The organism is Vibrio profundi (genome assembly GCF_005281835.1).
GTDB lineage: Bacteria > Pseudomonadota > Gammaproteobacteria > Enterobacterales > Vibrionaceae > Vibrio > Vibrio profundi.
In genome coordinates, this window is record NZ_RZIS01000001.1 from 876,907 (window position 1) to 895,442 (window position 18,536).

Here is an 18,536-nt window from a genome sequence, read left to right on the forward strand (position 1 = left end):
AGTCATTGTTTTTGGATATACTCCTGAGCTCTCTTTGCATCTTTATAACAAACTACTGTTTGTACATACAGCTTTTTGTTGCATTCATAGAATGTAAATCTATACTGTATATATAAACAGTTGGAGGTGCTTATGTTGTGGGACACATTAGAACGAGTGAACAAGTTACGCAAACAAGCTATTGAGGATGCTGAGTTTCTGGAATCAGCTCAGTCTCATGCCCAATCAATCATGTCGGAGGTTTCTGGGCAAAGCGTCCCTAAACCTTTCGTAAAGAGCCCTAAAAAACTATCGGATATCTATGAATGTACGGAGTTTTCTAGTAATCCAAGCGGTGTACATCACTGATAAAGTAGCGCTACCTGATATACGAACTGAGATTAGGTGAAGGTAGCGTTAACCTCTTTATAGAAGTCTTTAAATTACAAAACTATCAATTTAATACTAATATTAAACTAGATTCATTAATTGCTGAGGCAGATATGAACTTAGTGAGCAGAAAATTAATAATTATCATAGCGATAGCAGTAGCGCTGTTGATTGTGTTAATGCAAGCTCAACGTGTGAATATTACTCCTGCGATTAATGACTCTCCCATTCGCATTGCCGTTTCTCAAACTCCGCTTTCATCCCCTTTTATTATCGCAGACCAGCAACAGTTTTTTGTTGAGCACGGTGTGTCCGTCGAAATTGTCCCCTGCTATGGCGGAGTGGCATGCGCCAAAATGTTGTTTGATGGTGACGTTGACTTGGCGACGGCTTCAGAATCTGTGGTGGTATTTCAAAGTTTCAATCGTAATGACTTTAAATTGATTGCCAGTTTTGTCGAGTCGGGTAATGACTTAAAGCTGCTAACGTTGAATGAATACAACATTGAGCATATTTCGGCGCTGAGTGGTAAAAGCGTAGGCGTGATCAAGGCGAGCGCCAGTGAATACTATTTAGATTCGCTATTGATTGCGCATAACTTAACTCAGATGCCTTTGAATAAAATCTATTTGCAGCCGCAGGAGCTCGAACAATCCCTCATATCAAATGCTGTCGATGCGATATCCGTTTGGGAGCCATATGGCTATTTACTCGAAACACGAGCGAATTCAGAGGCGATAAATTTGGGGATGCAGGGAGTTTACAACCTATCGTTTAACTTACTTGCGATGAATGAGGACTTGAATAAGACGACAGAGGAGTCGGCTCGTATTCTGAGGGCTGTGGGCGAAGCAATAGATTGGATACACGATAACCCAGATGAGGCACGGATAACCATCGCCAGTCGTTTAGATATCCCCTTAGAGCAGTTGGAGTGGTCTTGGAAGGATTATGTATTTCGTTTATCTCTTAGCAATTCATTACTTTCTAATTTACAGATGCAAGCTCGCTGGGCAATGAGTGCGGGGTTAGTGAAAGGAGTTCAGCCCGAATACCGACAAATACTATTCCCTCAATCATTGGAACACGCACTTAACGTAGAGGCACTGCTTAAATGACTGGGTCAATCTACAGAAAGCTAAATAGCTTGTTCGTATCCTCTTTATTGCTGGTAGTTATCATCATGGTGTCGTGGTGGCAAATGCTAGAAAAACATCAAGATGCTCAAAACGCGATTACGGAAGTCATCAATATTCAGAAAAGCGTTGAGACGCTGCGAAGTCAGCTATGGATCTATTTGGAATTCGAGGATGGAGAAAGCCTAAACGAGGTTCAGGCGGCGCAACTAAGCTTGGCGAGTACCTTAGATGAAAGTATGTACTTAGAAGGGCAAATCGAAAATATTAAGTCCATGAATGAGGGGCTTGCTACCTTGATTGTTCAGGAGCGTCAAATTAACGAGCAATATCAGAAAGGCAACCATACTTCATTACTTCAGGACATAGGCGTCAAGCAAGCTAAATTGTTGCTTCATTCCAGATATAACATGACCGTACAAGGCATGGTGGAAGAACTTTTCTACTTACAAAAGATGCTAATTGAAGACAGCGCAGAAGAGCAAAGCATGACGTTGTTTACGAGTATATTTCAGATCTTGCTGTTCTCAGTATTAGTTTGTGCGATTTCATTGATGATTCTTAAACGCTTTAAAACCGGAGTGAAAGTAATTAAAAGAGGGATATTGGAGCTTGCTGACGGCGATCTGAAAAGTCGAATTAAAAACAAGAAGCTCGACAGCGAGTTTATCGCTATCGCTGAATTTTTTAATCAAATGAAAGAATCGCTTCAACAAACAACCGTGACGAAAGATGAGTTAGAGCAAGAAGTACAGCGTCAAACCTCTAAGCTTGAGCTACAAAAAGAGCAGCTAACCTTTCTTTCTGAGCGTGACCCGCTTACGGGGTTGTATAACCGAAGAGCATGTAAAAACTTGCTTGAAGGCGCGACGATTAAGGCGAAACGAACCGGATTAAAAGTTGCGTTGTTGTTTTTGGATTTAGATAAGTTCAAACAAATTAATGACGAAAAAGGGCATGACGCTGGAGATGAAGTGTTACGTCAAATAGCGACACGGCTTAAAGCGAATATCCGAGCATCGGATTTTGTTGGGCGTATCGGTGGCGACGAATTTGTGGTTTGTTTGGATTTGCTTGATAACTATGATGGCGTGGAAGCGAAAGCTCGTCAGCTTGTTCATGCGTTCGATCAGCCGATGATGGTTAACGGGGAAGCGTTGAGCGTAGGCGTGAGTATCGGTATTAGCTATTATCCACTGCATACGACTGATATAAGCTGCATGTTCCGAATGGCAGATGAAGCCATGTACGAGGCTAAACGAAGCGTTGAACACACCTATCTGTGCCATGGTGATGTCAACGAATTTAGCCGAGCGGCAAATAAAGAAAGTACAGGCTGATGACGAGCTAAATACTTAAAGAGTCAGAGCTGAAAATAAAATGGCCCAGCACTTAAGTGTAGGGCCATTTTTATTACTACTTTAAATCAATAAGCGACTAGTGGTTAATTAGGCTCAATCCGCTTGGTAAAGCGTCACCAAAGATACGTTTGGACTCACTTTCAGAAAGCTCTTTCACTTCTGCTACTAGAGAAATCCATGCTTCAGGTACTTTACTTTGCTTAAGTTTTGTAAGGACTTGTTCGCGATAATCATCAGAAATATCAAATAATCGGTCGCCTGTCTTTCTGCAAATCATTACCGCAGCAAACGCTATCATCTGTTCTTTCTGCCAGTTTTGCTCTAGAAGCTTAGGTAGCCATTGCTCTGCCTGTTCGCGTGGGATCACTGTGTGTTGGCTACCATACAGAGGAGTACGTGAAGCTAAACGGCCAAAAGCCCACCAGTGTGCTTGAGCAAACTGAGAATGGTTAAGTGCTTTATTCAAGAACCAAGTTGATAGCAGCGCTTTATCTTCAACTTCTAAGTGCTCTAAAGATGCCGACAAACGCACCATTGCTTCGTAGCCTTTGTCTTGCGCTTCTTTTGCTGATTTCGGGTTTTTAGCTGCACCAGGGTGTAAGTACTTAGCAATATCAGCCAGAATGTTTTCTTGTTGTTCTTGGCTTAAACCACCCGCAACGCGCCGCCAGAATACCCACCAATCTGTCCAACCTTGATGGTTCTGAAATTGAATACCTTGCTGGTATAAGCCCCAAACTTGCTCCATTCTCCAAGAATCAGTGGGATCGCCAAACCCAGGGCGCATGGCAAAGCCCGCGAGTCGAAGCCAGTTTTTCTCATGTTGCTCCGAACGACGGCGGCGTTTACGGCCAAGTGAAAAAGAATCAAATAGGTGGCGAAGAGTTGTGAAATCCCATTCATCGCGTTTGCCTAGTCGTTTTTCAAGATCTTTCGATAGTGTTTTGATCTCTTTCGATTCTGCACTCTTTTTGTTGCCACTGTAGAGGCGAGAAATCAACTCTTTACACTCATCTAAGCGTGGGTGAAGTGTAGAGTTATCAGACTCTTCGCCTTGCTTGTTTCTGACTTCAAATTCAAGCAACCAACGTTTCGAGTCATCTTCAGTACTCACGCATTCCATTTTCAGTGTACCGACTTCGGTTAACTGGCAAGCGAGTAGCACCTCGACACGCTCTTTTTGGTTAGCTTGAAGTTCTGCCGTACCTGAGCCTTCCAGCGTCGAGATGTAAGGTGGAAGAGGGGAGAACAGGTCTGCATCAACATTGACCATCACACCATTTTGAATCGCAGTATCGTGGGCAATTTGATCGTGGGTTGACGTCAGCAAGTTAAAACGAACTGGCTCGCCTAATGTCAGTGAGAAACGACGGCTGTTCAAACGGATTTCTTGGCCTTCTTCGGTACCTTTGGCAAGCAGACACAGTGCTTTACCCATCTTGTTCTTTTCTTGTAAATGTAAGAAGTAAGAACGAGCAGCACCACCACCAATTTTAAGCTGAGCCCCACGTCGAGCTTTACCGAATGCGACAGCTCCTAGTGCGACAGACCAATCTGGATGAGGGTTATCGAGAACGGTAACAGGTGCACCTCGCCAACTACCGAGCAAGTTGGTGATTCGTTCAGTCACTAGGTCACTGTTAAACACACCACCGTTTAGCAATAAACCAACGGGAATCGCAGGCGCAGTTTCATCGTGGTTTATTGACTGCAGTGCGGCGTGTGAAACTTGCTGATGTTGGGTCAAGAACTCAGCAATATGTTTACTTACTGCGGGATCGGCGACATAGGGCAAGCCAAATTCAACCACGGCGCTGCGTCTTTTATCAGGGGTTTGATCAAACTCTGAAAGTGGGAAAAAGCCATCAAGAGCTATTTGATGAACTTCAGCCTTGGTTAGCCCAATGCTTTTGGTTCCGCCAAGTAGCTTAGAGCCGCTGCCGAGCATGGTGATTTTTACTTCTTCAGGTGCGTCTGATGAGAGCAGGTTTTCTTTTGCTTTACGCGTTTGCTGAATAAGTTTGGTCAAGCTTGCTGCGTTTAACTTTTTGCTTTGGTTAAAGCGTTGCTCTGCAAGGTGGGCCAGCGCTAGGTCTAGGTTGTCACCGCCAAGCATTAAGTGTTCGCCTACGCCAATACGGTCAAGGCCAAGCTCGTCGTCGGTGAATTTAGCCTCAATTAAGCTTAAGTCAGTTGTACCACCACCTACATCACACACTAAAATCAGTGGTAATTGTTGTAGTTCGTCAGAGGCTGTTTGTTGGTGCCTCGCGTACCAGTCGTAGCATACGGCTTGTGGTTCTTCTAAGAGTACGATTTTAGAAAGGCCCGCCAAGGCTGCGGCTTCAAGGGTTAGCTTACGTGCTGTTTCATCAAAAGAAGCCGGTACTGTCACGACCACATCTTGATCTTCGAGCTTATTGCTAGGGTTACGATAATTCCATGCTTGGCGAATGTGATTTAGGTAACTAGCACTCGCTACAACTGGCGAGACTTTGTCTACATCGTTGGCTCCAGCCCATGGCAAGATGTCTGAATTTCTATCAACCGCTTGGTGCGATAGCCAGCTTTTAGCACTGGATACTTGTCGGCCTTCAACCTTTGCTCCTAATTCGCGAGCCCATTCACCGACAATGACATTATTGATGTCACCAGCGACGGGTACTGATTCCCAAGGGAGTACTAAATCGGAAGTAGAAATCTGGCCTTCTGCTGGGTGATAGCGAAACGAAGGCAACAGAGGTTTGCGAACCACTTCGCCGGGGCCGATAAGTTGGTCGATATCAAATAAGGATACGGGAGACTGTTGTAGGTCGTCGGATATTTCACAGAATGCAACAACGGTGTTCGTCGTTCCTAAATCAATACCAACGAGAAAACGAGGAGATGCCATTACTGAACCTCACGCTATTATGTTGTGTCGGACAAACGCAGCAAAATATCTTAGAAATAAATAACGGTATTTAGCTTACGCTTGCAAACTATAGAATTAAAAACGGCACCAAAGTAGGTGCCGTTGAATATATTTCGATTACTGACTTAACTCAGAATCGTCTGCAGAAGCTGCATCTTCACGAACGTCGAACTCAACGTGCCATTTCTGACCATTGTCAGTAGCAATTGCTTCTAGGTAAAGCGTGCCTAGTTCAGTGACACGTGAAGCCAGTGTTACAGGAACCACTTCTCCTTCACGACGGCCTTCAGAAACAGGCAGCGTCACTTGGATCTCAGGCAATTCTTCGAGCTCTTCTGGTGCCCAGTGATCAAGGTGAGTACCGGCTTCGTCTTCACGACGAGTTGTTGAACCAAAGAACTGGAAGTGAACTGGTTGACCAATTACTAGACCAAATTCTTGGCTAGGCACTTGAACGCTTGAGCCTTCTTCCATACCAAACGGTGCAACACACAGTGCTTCCATTGGAGGAGCCATACCTGGGATTGCAGGCATCGCGCTTTCAATTCCTACATAGTAAGAAGATGCGATACCACCGCGGATACGAACGCCTTGACCACGACGTACCGCGCCGTAGTAAGAAGCACCGCTTGCAACCGCAAGGTCTAGATCTAAGCCTGAAAGCTGTTTTGCAAATTCAGCGTCAGCGTTGATTAACCACTCGTTGATTGTGTCTGAAAGACGATCAGCAAGTAGGTTAGATTTTAGAACACCACCGTTGAACAGGATTGCTGTTGGTTTGATGAAGTCAGCAGCAGGCGCTTCAGCACCAGGCATACCCGGCATGTTTGCAAACGGATTGAAATCTTGTTGAGCCGTTTCACCATTTCCAGAAAGTGCGTTTGCTTGCTTAGAAAGGAATGCGGCAATGTGACGAGTGATGCCCGCGTCTTGCGCGTATGGCAGACCCATTTGAGTCAGTGCACCACGCGTTTTTTGTACCGGGTGATCAGTCACAGCAACTTTAGGGAAGAAGCCATCAACCAATGTTTGTTGTACTTCTTGCTGAGTTAGCTCTGTTTTTAATGTTGCGCCTAGTAGTTTAGAACCACGGCTAGGAACCACGATTGGCACAGCTTGAAGTTCAGCATCGTTCAGTAACGCTTCTTTTGCGTCACGACATGCATGAGTCATCGCTTGAACTTGCCAAGGTGCTAGTTCTTTGCCGTCTTGCGCCAGCTTCATCTTCAAGCGATACGCCAGTGCCAAGTCCATGTTGTCGCCGCCAAGTAGGATGTGTTCACCTACCGCGATACGGTTCAGGCTAAGGTTGCCGTCATCTTGAGTCACTTCAACTAAAGATAGGTCGGTAGTACCACCACCGATATCCACAACCAGCACGATGTCGCCAACATCTACTTCATCACGCCATTTGTCGTTGCTGTTATCGATCCAGCTGTATAGAGCCGCTTGGGGCTCTTCTAAAAGCGTTAGATGAGTGAAACCTACGTTACGAGCGGCTTCTGCGGTTAGGTCACGAGCTGCTGGATCAAACGAAGCAGGAACGGTGATCGTTACGTCTTGGTCAGCCAGCTTGTGTTCTGGGTGAGTGTGATTCCACGCTTCTTTTAAATGTTCTAAGTAAAGCTCCGTCACTTTTAGTGGAGAAACTTTTTCTACTTCTTCAGGGCTGCCTGCAGGTAGGAATGCGTCGCGACGATTTACGCCACCGTGACATAGCCAAGACTTAGCACTAGCAACTAAACGAATTGGTGTTTTAGCACCAAGATTACGAGCGATAGCACCCACTAAAGCTGTCGGTTCTGATGACCACGGAAGAACACGTGAAGCTGGGTTCATTTCGTGTTCATGAGGCTGGTACAAGAAAGAGCCTAATTGGCTGCGTGTTTCTACCGTACCCGGCGCTGTTAGCTGAGGGATAGGCATGACTTCAACGCGCGCATCTTCATTCGTGGTATCGATGTAAGATAGAACGCAGTGCGTAGTACCTAAATCGATACCTACGCTGAACTTAGGTGTTTGCATCGCTTCTGTAGCATGTTGATCCATTACAGTTCTACCTCTGCTGGAGCGATAACCGAAGCGTCGTAGTTTTCCGCAAGTTTAGGTAAGTTCATTTCTGTTGCTTTCCAGCCTTTGTGAACTAATGTGCCATTGAATGGTGCGTTACCTGTAACGTTACCTGTTAGGCGAACTTCTTGTGGGTTAAAGCCTTCTGCGATAGTGATACGAGTTTCCTCGTCTTCAGTGCGAATGTGAGAAAGGCTTACATAATCGTTCAATACTTTCTGACCACCAGTGTGGATTACACGAGCAGCAGCGCCAACTTCTTCGTCAGAGAAAGAAGTTAGGTCTTCCTGTAGGAAGTCAATTAAACGCGCTTCTTGTTGCATGATAGACAGAAGTTGCATTGCAGAATCAGTAGATGCAGTAGCAAGTTTAGATTCTACTTCAACAACTTTCTCGATGACTTTTTCTACTTCAACAACTTTTTCTACTTCAACGATTTTCTCTACAGGTTTTTCTACTTCAACGATTTTTTCAACCGGTTTTTCAACAACTTTCTCGACTACTTTTGATTTACGCGATACGGCAATAAGTAGTAATAAAACGCTTGATGCAGATAAACCTGCGTGCAGCATGTCAAACGTTTGTGGGATTAGGTTTAAATCAAAGTTCATGGTGATTTCTCTTTAGATTGATTTAACGGTGCATTCGATATTTATTATGGAACGCACGACACCAACAAAAGGTGTCCGATTAAGCTTAAAATATTGGGGGGATACTAGCATATTCAAGGGATAACAGCTTAATTAAATGGAACGATTCAGGGCTTGAATTGGTTTGTTAGGTGAAAAAAACAGCTAAAATACGTCAAGTTTATTGATTCAAGTTATTGAGATGTTATTTCAATCGAAGATTACGAATGACGAGCGCAATCTTTAATAGAGAATGGTATTTTGTTCAGTTATCATTTTCTTGTCATCTCTAACTGAATTTGTGCTCTCTAATGCCTACTACCGCACACTCCGTGACTCAATTTAATCGGCTAACTTACTCTCTTTCTACGTTCGTCATTTCGCTGATTGTGACGCTTGTTTGTATTGTTATCACTTACCAAACTCAGCGTACATCCACGTACAACAATATCGCTAATCTGGCCGAGCGCCAGGTAGAAAGCCTACGTGTGTTTATAGAAAATGACATTGCCTATATTGGTTCTGGTGCGAACTTTTTCCACGCGAGTAAGAAAGAAGACTGGAAGCAATTTGATCTGTTTGCAGAGCACACAATAGCGGGGTCGAATAGCCTAGTGGGTTTGCAGTGGATGGAGAAAGTAGAAAGTGAAAATATAGAGTCGCATACCGCTGAGTTACAGCGTCGATTCCCTGATTTCGAATTGTATACCGTACCTAAGGACGGACCGGTGACGAAAGGGTATATATTAGGCGATAAAGCGGCGTTCATTGCCTCTGATATTTACCCTAAAACTCCTGATAACCTTGGCCTGTTGGGCTTTTATTCTTCCCGCGAACGGTTTGATTTAGTTATTGAGAATATTCTAGAAACGCGAGAAGCGAACCTATCGGATAAAGTAAGATTGTTACAAGACGGGCATGATAAAGACACTGAAAAGTCAGGCATGTTGGTGTATCACCCGGTGTTCGATGCTGCTAATGAACATTTACTCGGCGTTGTGATTGGGGTGGTGAGAACGACTTACTATTTCGAAAATTTGATTGCTAAAACGGCGGGCGAGCAAGCATTACTGGTTCGTGTGACAGACTTAGGTTTCGATGCTGAAGACGATCCGGTCTTTTTTCAAAGTGAAGGGTTTGATGACGCTGAAGGCATGAAGATCACCCGTACGATTGAATTACCTAATCGCAGCTGGCATGTCGATTTTAAAGTTATTAAGCCGTTAACGATGAGCAACAAGTTTGTTTTGCTAAGGGTGGCGCTTGGTGGCTTGACCATTTCTCTTATGTTGTCATATATCGTAAACCTGCAAACACGAGAGAAAGAGCGACTAGCCCAAATGCTCGATGAGCGTACTGAAGAGCTGAGGTTTTTAGTAGAGCACGATAGCTTAACCGAGCTCTATAACCGACGCGCTTTCAATATTCAGTTACCGCAATGGGTTAAAGGCAAAATGAGTTTTAGTTTGGTTGGTTTCGACATAGACAAATTTAAGGCAATCAATGACCAATATGGCCACCCAGTGGGAGACGATATGTTAAAACACGTGAGTCAACTTGTGTTAGGGCAGCTACGAACTGGCGACAAGCTGTTTCGGTTGGGTGGAGATGAATTTTGTATCTTGACGACCATCTCACAGGAAAAACAACTTGATGAATACCTCAATACCATTGGGCGGTTAGTAGCAAGAAGTCCCTTACAATATGAAGACCAGTTTTTGTATTGCTCATTAAGTTTGGGTGGTTCAGTTTACCGAGGCGAAAGCAGTGAATCATTGTTGAAAAAGGTCGATGGTTTGCTATATCAAAGCAAAATGAATGGCCGAAATCGTGTTTCAATTGGAGCCTAATTGAGCACTTAAACGTTCAAGAGTCGAGATCTAGCGTTGGCTCAGGTACAATTTCCCCAAAGATATTATTAGAGTGGCTAAGGCAACGTATGAATCACAATCGAGTGGTGTGTTTCGATTTAGAAATGTGCTGTTGGAATGAAAATGGTGTGGGAACAACTGGCGAGATCATTGAAGTCGGTTTGGCTGAAATCGATTTAGTGAAAGGTGAAATCGTCAAGCGCGCACAATATTACGTAAAGCCAGAACGCGACGAAGTTTCTCTGTTTTGTGCAGAATTGACAGGCATTACGCCGCGAAAAATTGAGAAGCAAGGGCGCCCATTAGCATCGGTTATCCAGTCGATGATTAAAAATTTTGGTGGGCCAAATAAGATTTATGCGGCGTGGGGGCGTGATGACCTTATCTTACACAAAGAGTGTGAAGAGAAAGGGGTCGAGGCTCCGTTTTCAGAGTTCATCAATTTGGCGACCTTGTATCGAATCCAAAATAGGCTCAAAGATAAGCGTATTGGTCATAAAGCGGCACAAGAAGCCAAAGATATTGAATGGGAAGGTAGGCAGCACTCAGGTTATGTCGACGCCTATAACTTAGCTAAGCTGGCATTAACTATGCTCTAATCGCGTTAATAGCTAAGGCTTTCAAGAAACCAGTTTCTATGTTCAAGAAGACCATCTACCTCATACGAGATAGATGGTTTTTTTATGCCTAAACGTTGTAAGTCGGTAAGTGGTGATTCGCTTTAAAGAAAATCGTTAGCAGGTAATAAGCGAATTATCTTCCTAGCATCTTATTGAGTTTATCTCCTTTATCAAAAAAGTGATGTTTTACTGCCCCTAGAATATGTAGCAATAGTAGGATGAGAAAAGCTTTTATTAAGGAGCTATGAACGAAAAATAGAGTTGAAAATAGCTCTCTTGGAGAGTCATATTCTGGTACTAGCCAAGCGTATAATTCAAAAAGTGGTGTGTCTATTAAAGCAATGCTTAACCCTGATAGAGCAATTAATATTAAGGAGAAAGCTTGAGCCCTTTGAGTTAAAGAAGCTAATAAGCTTCTATCAGGATTTGTACTGTTTTTTGAGAACGTTCGAATGAATAGAGTAATGCTAAAAATTAAAGCAGTTATTCCCAATGCTTGATGTATGAGTATTGTTGGAGACTTTTCCGTGAATGAGAGTATTCGATTAGATACGCCTCCTAGAATAATCGTAAGTATTATTACGCATAGTAACCCCCAATGTAAAATATCAATCGTTTTAGTGTTCAAGCTATACGGCTGGTTTTCTGATTTTTCTTTGAGCATGAGGTTTTTCCAGTTGTTTGAGTGTTTTCAGTCTACCTAAACTAGTAAATAGGTATTTATTGTTGGTAAGTTTTTAATATTAATTAAACTCTGTGTTTTTAATTAATATTAAAACTAGGGCGTGATTATTGTGAGCTTGTTTCAACGTGATAAATTTCGATTACCTAAATTAAGGAGGGTAATATGAAGACAATACTGAAACTTGTTCTATCTACAACGTTATTGAGCGTTAGTGCATGGGCTTGTGCTCAGCCGGTAATACTCATCAATACGTTTTCGGTCGCAGGAGAGAAAGAGGCTGAAACGCTTGCTTATTGGGAGGAAGCTCGAGACATCCTAGAGCAGCAGCCCGGTTATGTTTCGACGAAGTTGCACCGTTCACTTAGTACCGATGCCACGTACCGCTTTGTAAATGTGGCTGTTTGGCAAACGTCTAAGCAGTTTAAAGAGGCTATAGCGAATATGCAGGCGGTGCTACCAAAGTTAGCGTTAGAAGGTGTTTCCGCCGATCCAAATTTATACGAAGTGATCCGAGACTAGGGAGAGATACGAATAATGAAACACTTACGACTATTAATTTTAGCTTTTTTTAGTTTTTCTATTTCAATGAATACTTACGCTGCTGCATACGGTGTGTCAGTGGCATGGAAGACGCAAGATGCTCAAGCAGTATTTGAAGTCATGCCTTACCAGAAGAAAGCCTTTGCGAATTTAATTGATTCCGGCTTAATCCACGATATGTTTGTGATGGAAAGTCATATTGGCGAACAGTCATTTCCTATTATTAAATTTGTAATGGAAGCCGACAGTGAACAACAAGTCCGAGAAACTATAGGGAATCTTCCATTTCAGTTTAAAGAATTAGCAGAAATAACAGAAGTAAGAGAAATTGGTAATAAGTGGCTTGATATTGATGTTGTATTTAATAACTATGCTATTGAGTTGGTTTGGAAAGAACCAGAACAAAGAATATTTGTCGATCAAGTTATTAACCAAGACCTCCAAAAAGTAGTGGATTGGAGTGCGAAAGGGATTATTACTTCTGCGTATTTGATAAATAAAGATATAACAGGTGAGGATACAGAACTTTCTATGATTCGCCCAATATATTCGATTGCCGTACTAGCGAAAGACGAGCAGCATGCCCTGGATATCGCGAATGAATTGAATGCCGTTAAATTAGAGTTGGCAGATGTTAATATTAGTGAGCTAGGGTTTAAACTTACGTTGTAATAATAATCTAAATTTGATTTATATGTTATTCTAAGGCAAGTATGATTTCATTATTAACTTGCCTTATGAATAACGATAATAAATATAAAATTCAAATTACTGGCTTGTGCGTTAACACTGATAATTGCCTTGTTAGAAATGCTAAAACTCAGGAAGAAGTCTCGCTTTCTCTATCAGAGTGCCTAATTATTCAGCACTTAATTAATCACTTTCCTCAAACCGTTGAACGAGCCTACTTGCTAGAGCATTGCTGGCCGGGCAAGGTAGTGACTGGTAGCTCATTGAATGTTGCAGTAAAGAATATTCGTACTGCTCTTGAACAACTGACTTCTGAGTGCGAGATTCTTACGATTCAAAAACAGGGCTACTGCATTCGGGCAAAGGAGGTTTTGCCTACCGTTACTCATTGCTTGGCTCCATTGAGAAAGAGGGACAGCAAAACTGCATCACAGGAAGCTAACGCTAATGAGCTGACTAGTGACGTTCAAAAGTCGTCTTTTATTCAAATCAATCCTGATATTTTGTGGTTTAGTGCCGGGGTGTCCGTGAGTCTGCTCATTATCAGTGTGTTTGCTCATTTGGCGTTTTTCATGGACTACACAAGGTATAACGGGGTGGACGTTTATCATGATGGTGTTGAGCTGAATAGCGCCTTTAAGCGTCAGCTCGATGTAACAACCAGTACAGGCACTCAGGCGATTTACTTACATAGAATTGGCCTCGATTGTTCCAACGTTCAAACGGTCATTTTGGAACAAGGGCAGTGGCAGGAAGTCACGAGTCAATTTGATTCAGTCTCTTGCGTTAAGGGGTAGAAAGGTGAAACACAAATTCTGGTTTCCGATTATGTTGACGTTATTCACCATAGTAAGTACTGGGCTTGCCTCGAGCATAATGACGAAGAAGACTTATCAGTTTGGCGTGTCGTACGACCAACTCGGTTCAGAACGCGTCATGTTACGGCTTAAAAAAGGTCGGGTGAAAATGCAATATATCGCCTATGACTTGAATGGTTCGATTGTCGAAACGAAGCACTTATTCGGCGTGTTTTTGCGTTGGGGCAGTTACTACTATCTTTACCAACTTGAGCAGGAGCATGCGAAAAGCCCACAATCGTTTAATGTGAAAAACTTATTTATCCAACAAGTGGATGACAAGCACAGCGTCATGATTTCAGATCAGCGAGGCTTGTACATCACGAAACAGGGTAACCCCATTGAGCTTAAAGGGATCCTGTATGGAAGGGCGTTGAGCTAGCGGTTATATATTTATATGTCCGTTTGTTGGGCTAGAGTGGTCTACTTGTCGCCAATCACATTGAGCTTACTCCGAATAAACTCACTGTGATTGACATAAAGAAGCTCAGCCGCTTTACGAATTACTGAATCTTCAAGTGGGTCAATCTCACCATCCGCATGAGCCACTTCCCACATTCCTTCAACTAACTGAATGCGTACTTCGTGTGAAAGCTCACGCAGTTGCGACGTGAAATCATACAAAGAAGCTGACTGTTGTACTTGTTGCTCGGCTTGCTCTAGTAGTTGAACCGCGGCTTCATTATCTAAATTAAGTAGACGCTCCACTAGATGTTGCTTGGCTTCCTTTTCTTGCTGGTTGATTTGGTTATCCGCACCAGCGACTTCGCAAAGTAAGCATGCGATGGCTAGGTTTGGCGATATGGTTGGAGATTGCCCCAGATCGTTGCCATCAATCAGTTGTTTGAAAAGTGAAGTTATTGAATTAAACATGTAGCGCTCCAAAAGATAGACATACTTTAACTATTAGGGTGTGTGGGCTATATGACAAGTCACTTTACGGAAACTTTACATTGCAATACTGCTATTAGTGCGCCCTCAAGTTGATGAGGGCACGTAGCTTTATTTATGTTCAATAAAGTTCACTTGTTTGCTCTCACCCGTCAGTATTGATATCTCGGTTGGTTTGCCTTCGCTATCCAATCTTAATTCACCAATGGCGCTCTGATTGACCAATCGATAGTAGTTCTGATTGTCAGGGCTTCGTTTTTCCACTTTAAGGCGTTTTCGCTTAGTAAATAAATTCAATGGCGAGTGGGGGCTATAAAGCAATCTGTCAGAAATATCGCAGAACTTCAGTAAAGAATCAGGGAACTGATTTTTAATGCCGCTACAAGTAATTTGGTAGATGTTTGGGCTGTTCTTTCGGTAACGAAGTTTAATGTCATAAGCAAAAGAATAGTGAACATCGCCTGATAAAATGACAAAGTTTGTTGGTGTTTTTGTATGCGTAAAAATACTGATCAGAGTGTTGGCACTACCGGGGTGCGCCATCCAGTTTTCTGCGTCGATAACCAAGGGCTGGCCAAGAGTAGTCATTGTCTTTTGTAAGGTTTCGATGAACTTAACACCAAACATCGGGGCCGCAGACACAATGATCACTTTATCTTGATGCATGAGTTCATGCTGGAACTCAATGAGCGCTTCCCAATCCATTAACCCGGATGGCTTATTCATGCGCGACTCTGAACGCCAGCGTCGAGTTCGGGTATCGAGTACCACAACTTTTGGCGAAGAGTGAATAGTAAAATGCCACTTCTCAAAGCTATTCAGGTGTTGGAGAAATTGAACCTGTTTATCGCGATTAATCTCAGTAGAGCCCTGAGGCTTGTCAGTTGGGTTAACGTATATGGCTTGCGCGTCACTAATAAATTCTTTAGAGAAATTCTTAGGTTCATTGCCCCAGCCTTGGCATAACCAATAGGCGTAAAGCCCATTGCCAATCACTTGGGTTGCAAATTCGTTTTGGTTAGCGGCGAGTTCCCAGCCGACGGTTAGGTTCCAATCGTCGGTGACATCGTGATCGTCAAAGATCATGTACGTCGGAAGATGAGCCAAAAGACGCTGAACTTGCGGCAAGCCCTGGACGAATTCGTCAATATTGGCTTTTTCTTCACGCCATTTTTGCTGTTTTGCCGGAGATAATACATTCCCAGCATGCGTGAAGTTGTTGTCTCTCAGTCGCTCTGGGTTAATCAACGCCCATAATGTCGGCGACCAGACTAACAAATACATCGCGATAAACTCAGATAGGGTGATTAAATGGTTATCACACTCCGTTGAGCTGAAAATAGGGATCCTACGATTAGGTAAGATCTTATCTATCAGCGAGTCGGTTTTGCTGTAATGCGGCAAAATATCATCACGATGATAGAAATTGTTAGGATGAGCGAATAGGTCATCACTGCTGATTAACGTGTTATCTAAGCTGTCGTTTGGCAGCGATTCTTTTGCAAGCCCAAGTAGGTCGATCACTTGCCCAATCGCATCCAGTGTTGGCCCTGCCACATGATCAGCATAAATTTGGTCGCCGCTCATCATTAGCATGTCAGGGCGATCTTCTACTCGCTGACTAGCCACTTTGGTATCTGCAGCCACTAAGCTGTCTTTACTAGAGTGGTGTGGGTTGCGGCATGAGCCATGCAGAATGTAGTCGGCTTTAGTCGAGATGCGGAAGCTAACTCGGTTATTATCACCATAAAGAATATGAGGAGCCCAATCAGCCAAACACTCTGTGCCGCTCGTTATTTGGTATTCCAGCTCAACATCGGTTGGGAATTCGCCTTTTGCGTTGATGAGCGTAACCCAAGCGTGCTTTCCGACCTGAATGGATTGTATGTCGGTTTGGCTTGATTCATAGATGGGAGAGTCATGTTTGCCTGAGTAAAGCGAAAGCGTACCTTGAAAAGGCGCGCTGGTGGTTAGCCATAGGTTGACTTCACTGGCTGTAGTTTTACGTAATATCGGGCCTGCTAACAGAAAAGGCAGAGATGATTCCATTGTGATATGAGACGACAAAGTTATACCTGATTAATCGTTATCTGAATTGGGGTCTTCTAAAATTTCGATGACTTCTGAGCTAGAAAGTTCATGTCCCATTAAAAATAGGGCAAGCATAGCGTCGGCTTTGGTTTTCGTATCTGTGTGTTCATCTAGAATTTGCTCGAATCGATGGCGTATCATCGAGACTTCATGCTCAACAAAACCACGCCCTTCTTCATCGCCTTGATCTTCTTCAGGGGCGTTATCAAACTCTAAGAAAAGTAATTCACCATTTAACTGTGTATCGACTAACCTTTCAGGTAGCCACTCTTCGCCCATCACGACTTCTGGGTCTGAGTTTTCAGGTAAACTATTTAAAAGCTTTTGTAATTCTGAGACTTTCACAATTATTTCATTTATCCGACAATATCCTTTATTGTAACGGCCAAAAGCCACTTAACCTAAGGCTTGATCGCTCAATTGAGCAATAATTGTCTATTCAGTAACATAAAATCTATCAGTAAGAGTATTGAAAACAGAATGAAGCGCAAATATTCATCATCTTTGTTGTTAGCCAGTGCACTATTATTATCGAGTAATTCCATTCAGGCTGAAGAGCAGGATTGGGGGATTGCGGCAATGTATCGTACTGCAAGTATTCCTTTTGATACTTCTGGTGGCGACCAAACGGTCAGCTCCTTTGTTCCTATGATGTTTTTTGAAAACGACTATGTGTTTTTGAATGGTACGGAAGGTGGGGTATTTTTATATCAACCAGAAGACAGTGATTGGGAAATCAACGCGCTAACCCGTATGCGTTTTATCGATATCCCAGCGTCTTCACAGAATGCGATTGAAGGTGACACTGCAGATTTCGGTGGCCAACTTAGATATAAGTTCGATGAGAATTGGGCAATTGAAACCGAAATCATGTCCGACCCTGACTTTCGTTTTCACGGTAACTTAAGAGCCAGTGGTCATTATGAATTTGGTGACTGGGAAATATCCCCAAGTGCGACTTTTAGATATAAAGACGCTGACTTTAATAGCCATTACTACGCGTTTTCTGAATTGTCAGGCGAAAAAGTTGGTGGGGCAATTGATGTCAATGTTGGTGTAGAGGCTCGTTATCATGTGATATCGAACCTGTATCTCCTTGGCTCGACGAGCGTAACACGATTAGATGACAACGCGTATAACACTGATGCGGTTGAAGACCGTTACCAAGGTGAATTCTATGTCGGATTTGGCTTTTTCCAAGACAAGTCTAAAGCGCCAAAATCGGATTTAAGTAACAAGCCTTACCTACGTATTGCACATGGTTGGGCGACGCCGTCGAACATCGGCGATATTATGAAATTTAACAGCGAGAAGGATGAGTACAATAACCAATTGACTTCATTCTTCTACGGTCATCCATTAACAGATGAACTGTTTGGGTTTCCTTTGGATATCTATTTAACGCCGGGTATTGCGCACCATTGGTCTTCTGATGTTCAATCGAGCAGTACGGAATATGTGGTCGCGATTAAGGCTTATTACACCTTTGATTGGCCTACGCAATGGCGATTTGGTGTAGCGGAAGGCATGTCTTATATCGATTCGATTACTTACATCGAAGGCTCTGAGATGGAAAGAAAAGGCTATACGCCAAGCCACCTTCTTAACTACTTAGACTTCTCATTTGATGTCAATGTGGGTGATTTGATCGGTAAGAAAGACCTCGACAACATGTGGTTTGGTTATTCGCTTCATCACCGCTCGGCTATTTTCGAAAACGCTTCGCAGTTTGGTCGAATTAAAGGCGGCAGTAACTACAACACGATTTACGTTCAGTACGAATTTTAATTCATTCCGCACAGAACAAACGAA

The 18,536-nt window shown here is 43.1% G+C and carries 16 protein-coding genes and 1 pseudogene; 10 read left to right on the top strand and 7 right to left on the bottom strand.

The window, feature by feature from the left end:
- Positions 1–132: 132 nt before the first annotated feature.
- The 3 genes from ELZ11_RS04045 (at position 133) to ELZ11_RS04055 (ending at position 2,845) form a co-directional block, all read left to right on the top strand.
- On the top strand, positions 133–348 hold the full coding sequence (locus tag ELZ11_RS04045; RefSeq protein WP_137356078.1) for a hypothetical protein: 216 nt from the start codon (positions 133–135) through the stop codon (positions 346–348).
- 200 nt (positions 349–548) lie between these two features.
- On the top strand, positions 549–1,487 hold the full coding sequence (locus tag ELZ11_RS04050; RefSeq protein ID WP_374939795.1) for an ABC transporter substrate-binding protein: 939 nt from the start codon (positions 549–551) through the stop codon (positions 1,485–1,487).
- The gene (locus ELZ11_RS04055) at positions 1,484–2,845 is read left to right on the top strand and encodes a diguanylate cyclase (protein ID WP_137356080.1); all 1,362 of its coding nucleotides are present in this window, start codon (positions 1,484–1,486) and stop codon (positions 2,843–2,845) included. Before ELZ11_RS04050 ends, ELZ11_RS04055 begins: the two co-directional genes overlap by 4 nt.
- Before the next feature lie 97 nt (positions 2,846–2,942).
- Here the strand turns inward: ELZ11_RS04055 and ELZ11_RS04060 are convergent, their stop codons facing one another.
- The 3 genes from ELZ11_RS04060 to ELZ11_RS04070 form a co-directional block, all read right to left on the bottom strand.
- Complete coding sequence (locus ELZ11_RS04060; protein WP_137356081.1) at positions 2,943–5,759, bottom strand: Hsp70 family protein; 2,817 nt, start codon at positions 5,757–5,759, stop codon at positions 2,943–2,945.
- A 138-nt stretch (positions 5,760–5,897) separates the two neighbouring features.
- On the bottom strand, positions 5,898–7,829 hold the full coding sequence (locus ELZ11_RS04065) for an Hsp70 family protein (protein WP_137356082.1): 1,932 nt from the start codon (positions 7,827–7,829) through the stop codon (positions 5,898–5,900).
- On the bottom strand, positions 7,829–8,461 hold the full coding sequence (locus ELZ11_RS04070) for a DUF2760 domain-containing protein (RefSeq protein WP_137356083.1): 633 nt from the start codon (positions 8,459–8,461) through the stop codon (positions 7,829–7,831). Before ELZ11_RS04070 ends, ELZ11_RS04065 begins: the two co-directional genes overlap by 1 nt.
- Before the next feature lie 329 nt (positions 8,462–8,790).
- On the opposite strand from ELZ11_RS04070, the gene ELZ11_RS04075 reads away from it, so the two are divergent.
- The gene (locus tag ELZ11_RS04075) at positions 8,791–10,329 is read left to right on the top strand and encodes a sensor domain-containing diguanylate cyclase (protein ID WP_137356084.1); all 1,539 of its coding nucleotides are present in this window, start codon (positions 8,791–8,793) and stop codon (positions 10,327–10,329) included.
- Positions 10,330–10,418: 89 nt separating this feature from the next.
- The gene (locus tag ELZ11_RS04080) at positions 10,419–10,949 is read left to right on the top strand and encodes a 3'-5' exonuclease (RefSeq protein ID WP_137356085.1); all 531 of its coding nucleotides are present in this window, start codon (positions 10,419–10,421) and stop codon (positions 10,947–10,949) included.
- A 154-nt stretch (positions 10,950–11,103) separates the two neighbouring features.
- Here the strand turns inward: ELZ11_RS04080 and ELZ11_RS04085 are convergent, their stop codons facing one another.
- On the bottom strand, positions 11,104–11,634 hold the full coding sequence (locus ELZ11_RS04085) for a cytochrome b/b6 domain-containing protein (protein ID WP_137356086.1): 531 nt from the start codon (positions 11,632–11,634) through the stop codon (positions 11,104–11,106).
- Between the two features lie 183 nt (positions 11,635–11,817).
- Here ELZ11_RS04085 and ELZ11_RS04090 point away from each other — a divergent pair, with 183 nt between their 5' ends.
- The 4 genes from ELZ11_RS04090 (at position 11,818) to ELZ11_RS04105 (ending at position 14,124) form a co-directional block, all read left to right on the top strand.
- Complete coding sequence (locus tag ELZ11_RS04090; RefSeq protein WP_137356087.1) at positions 11,818–12,174, top strand: antibiotic biosynthesis monooxygenase family protein; 357 nt, start codon at positions 11,818–11,820, stop codon at positions 12,172–12,174.
- A 15-nt stretch (positions 12,175–12,189) separates the two neighbouring features.
- Positions 12,190–12,867, top strand: coding sequence for a hypothetical protein (locus ELZ11_RS04095; RefSeq protein ID WP_137356088.1), 678 nt, complete (start codon positions 12,190–12,192; stop codon positions 12,865–12,867).
- Between the two features lie 65 nt (positions 12,868–12,932).
- Positions 12,933–13,682, top strand: coding sequence for a winged helix-turn-helix domain-containing protein (locus ELZ11_RS04100; RefSeq protein WP_167494618.1), 750 nt, complete (start codon positions 12,933–12,935; stop codon positions 13,680–13,682).
- Between the two features lie 4 nt (positions 13,683–13,686).
- The gene (locus tag ELZ11_RS04105) at positions 13,687–14,124 is read left to right on the top strand and encodes a hypothetical protein (RefSeq protein ID WP_137356090.1); all 438 of its coding nucleotides are present in this window, start codon (positions 13,687–13,689) and stop codon (positions 14,122–14,124) included.
- Positions 14,125–14,165: 41 nt separating this feature from the next.
- Here ELZ11_RS04105 and ELZ11_RS04110 read toward each other — a convergent pair whose 3' ends face one another.
- The 3 genes and pseudogenes from ELZ11_RS04110 to ELZ11_RS04120 all read right to left on the bottom strand — a co-directional run.
- Complete coding sequence (locus tag ELZ11_RS04110; protein ID WP_137356091.1) at positions 14,166–14,615, bottom strand: tellurite resistance TerB family protein; 450 nt, start codon at positions 14,613–14,615, stop codon at positions 14,166–14,168.
- Between the two features lie 129 nt (positions 14,616–14,744).
- On the bottom strand, positions 14,745–16,682 hold the full coding sequence (locus ELZ11_RS04115) for a metallophosphoesterase family protein (protein ID WP_137356257.1): 1,938 nt from the start codon (positions 16,680–16,682) through the stop codon (positions 14,745–14,747).
- 54 nt (positions 16,683–16,736) lie between these two features.
- Positions 16,737–17,120 (bottom strand): annotated as a pseudogene (locus ELZ11_RS04120) (VC1380 family protein); the annotation flags it as partial.
- Between the two features lie 84 nt (positions 17,121–17,204).
- Between ELZ11_RS04120 and ELZ11_RS04125 the strand changes: the two are divergent.
- On the top strand, positions 17,205–18,512 hold the full coding sequence (locus tag ELZ11_RS04125; RefSeq protein ID WP_137356093.1) for a MipA/OmpV family protein: 1,308 nt from the start codon (positions 17,205–17,207) through the stop codon (positions 18,510–18,512).
- Positions 18,513–18,536: the final 24 nt, after the last annotated feature.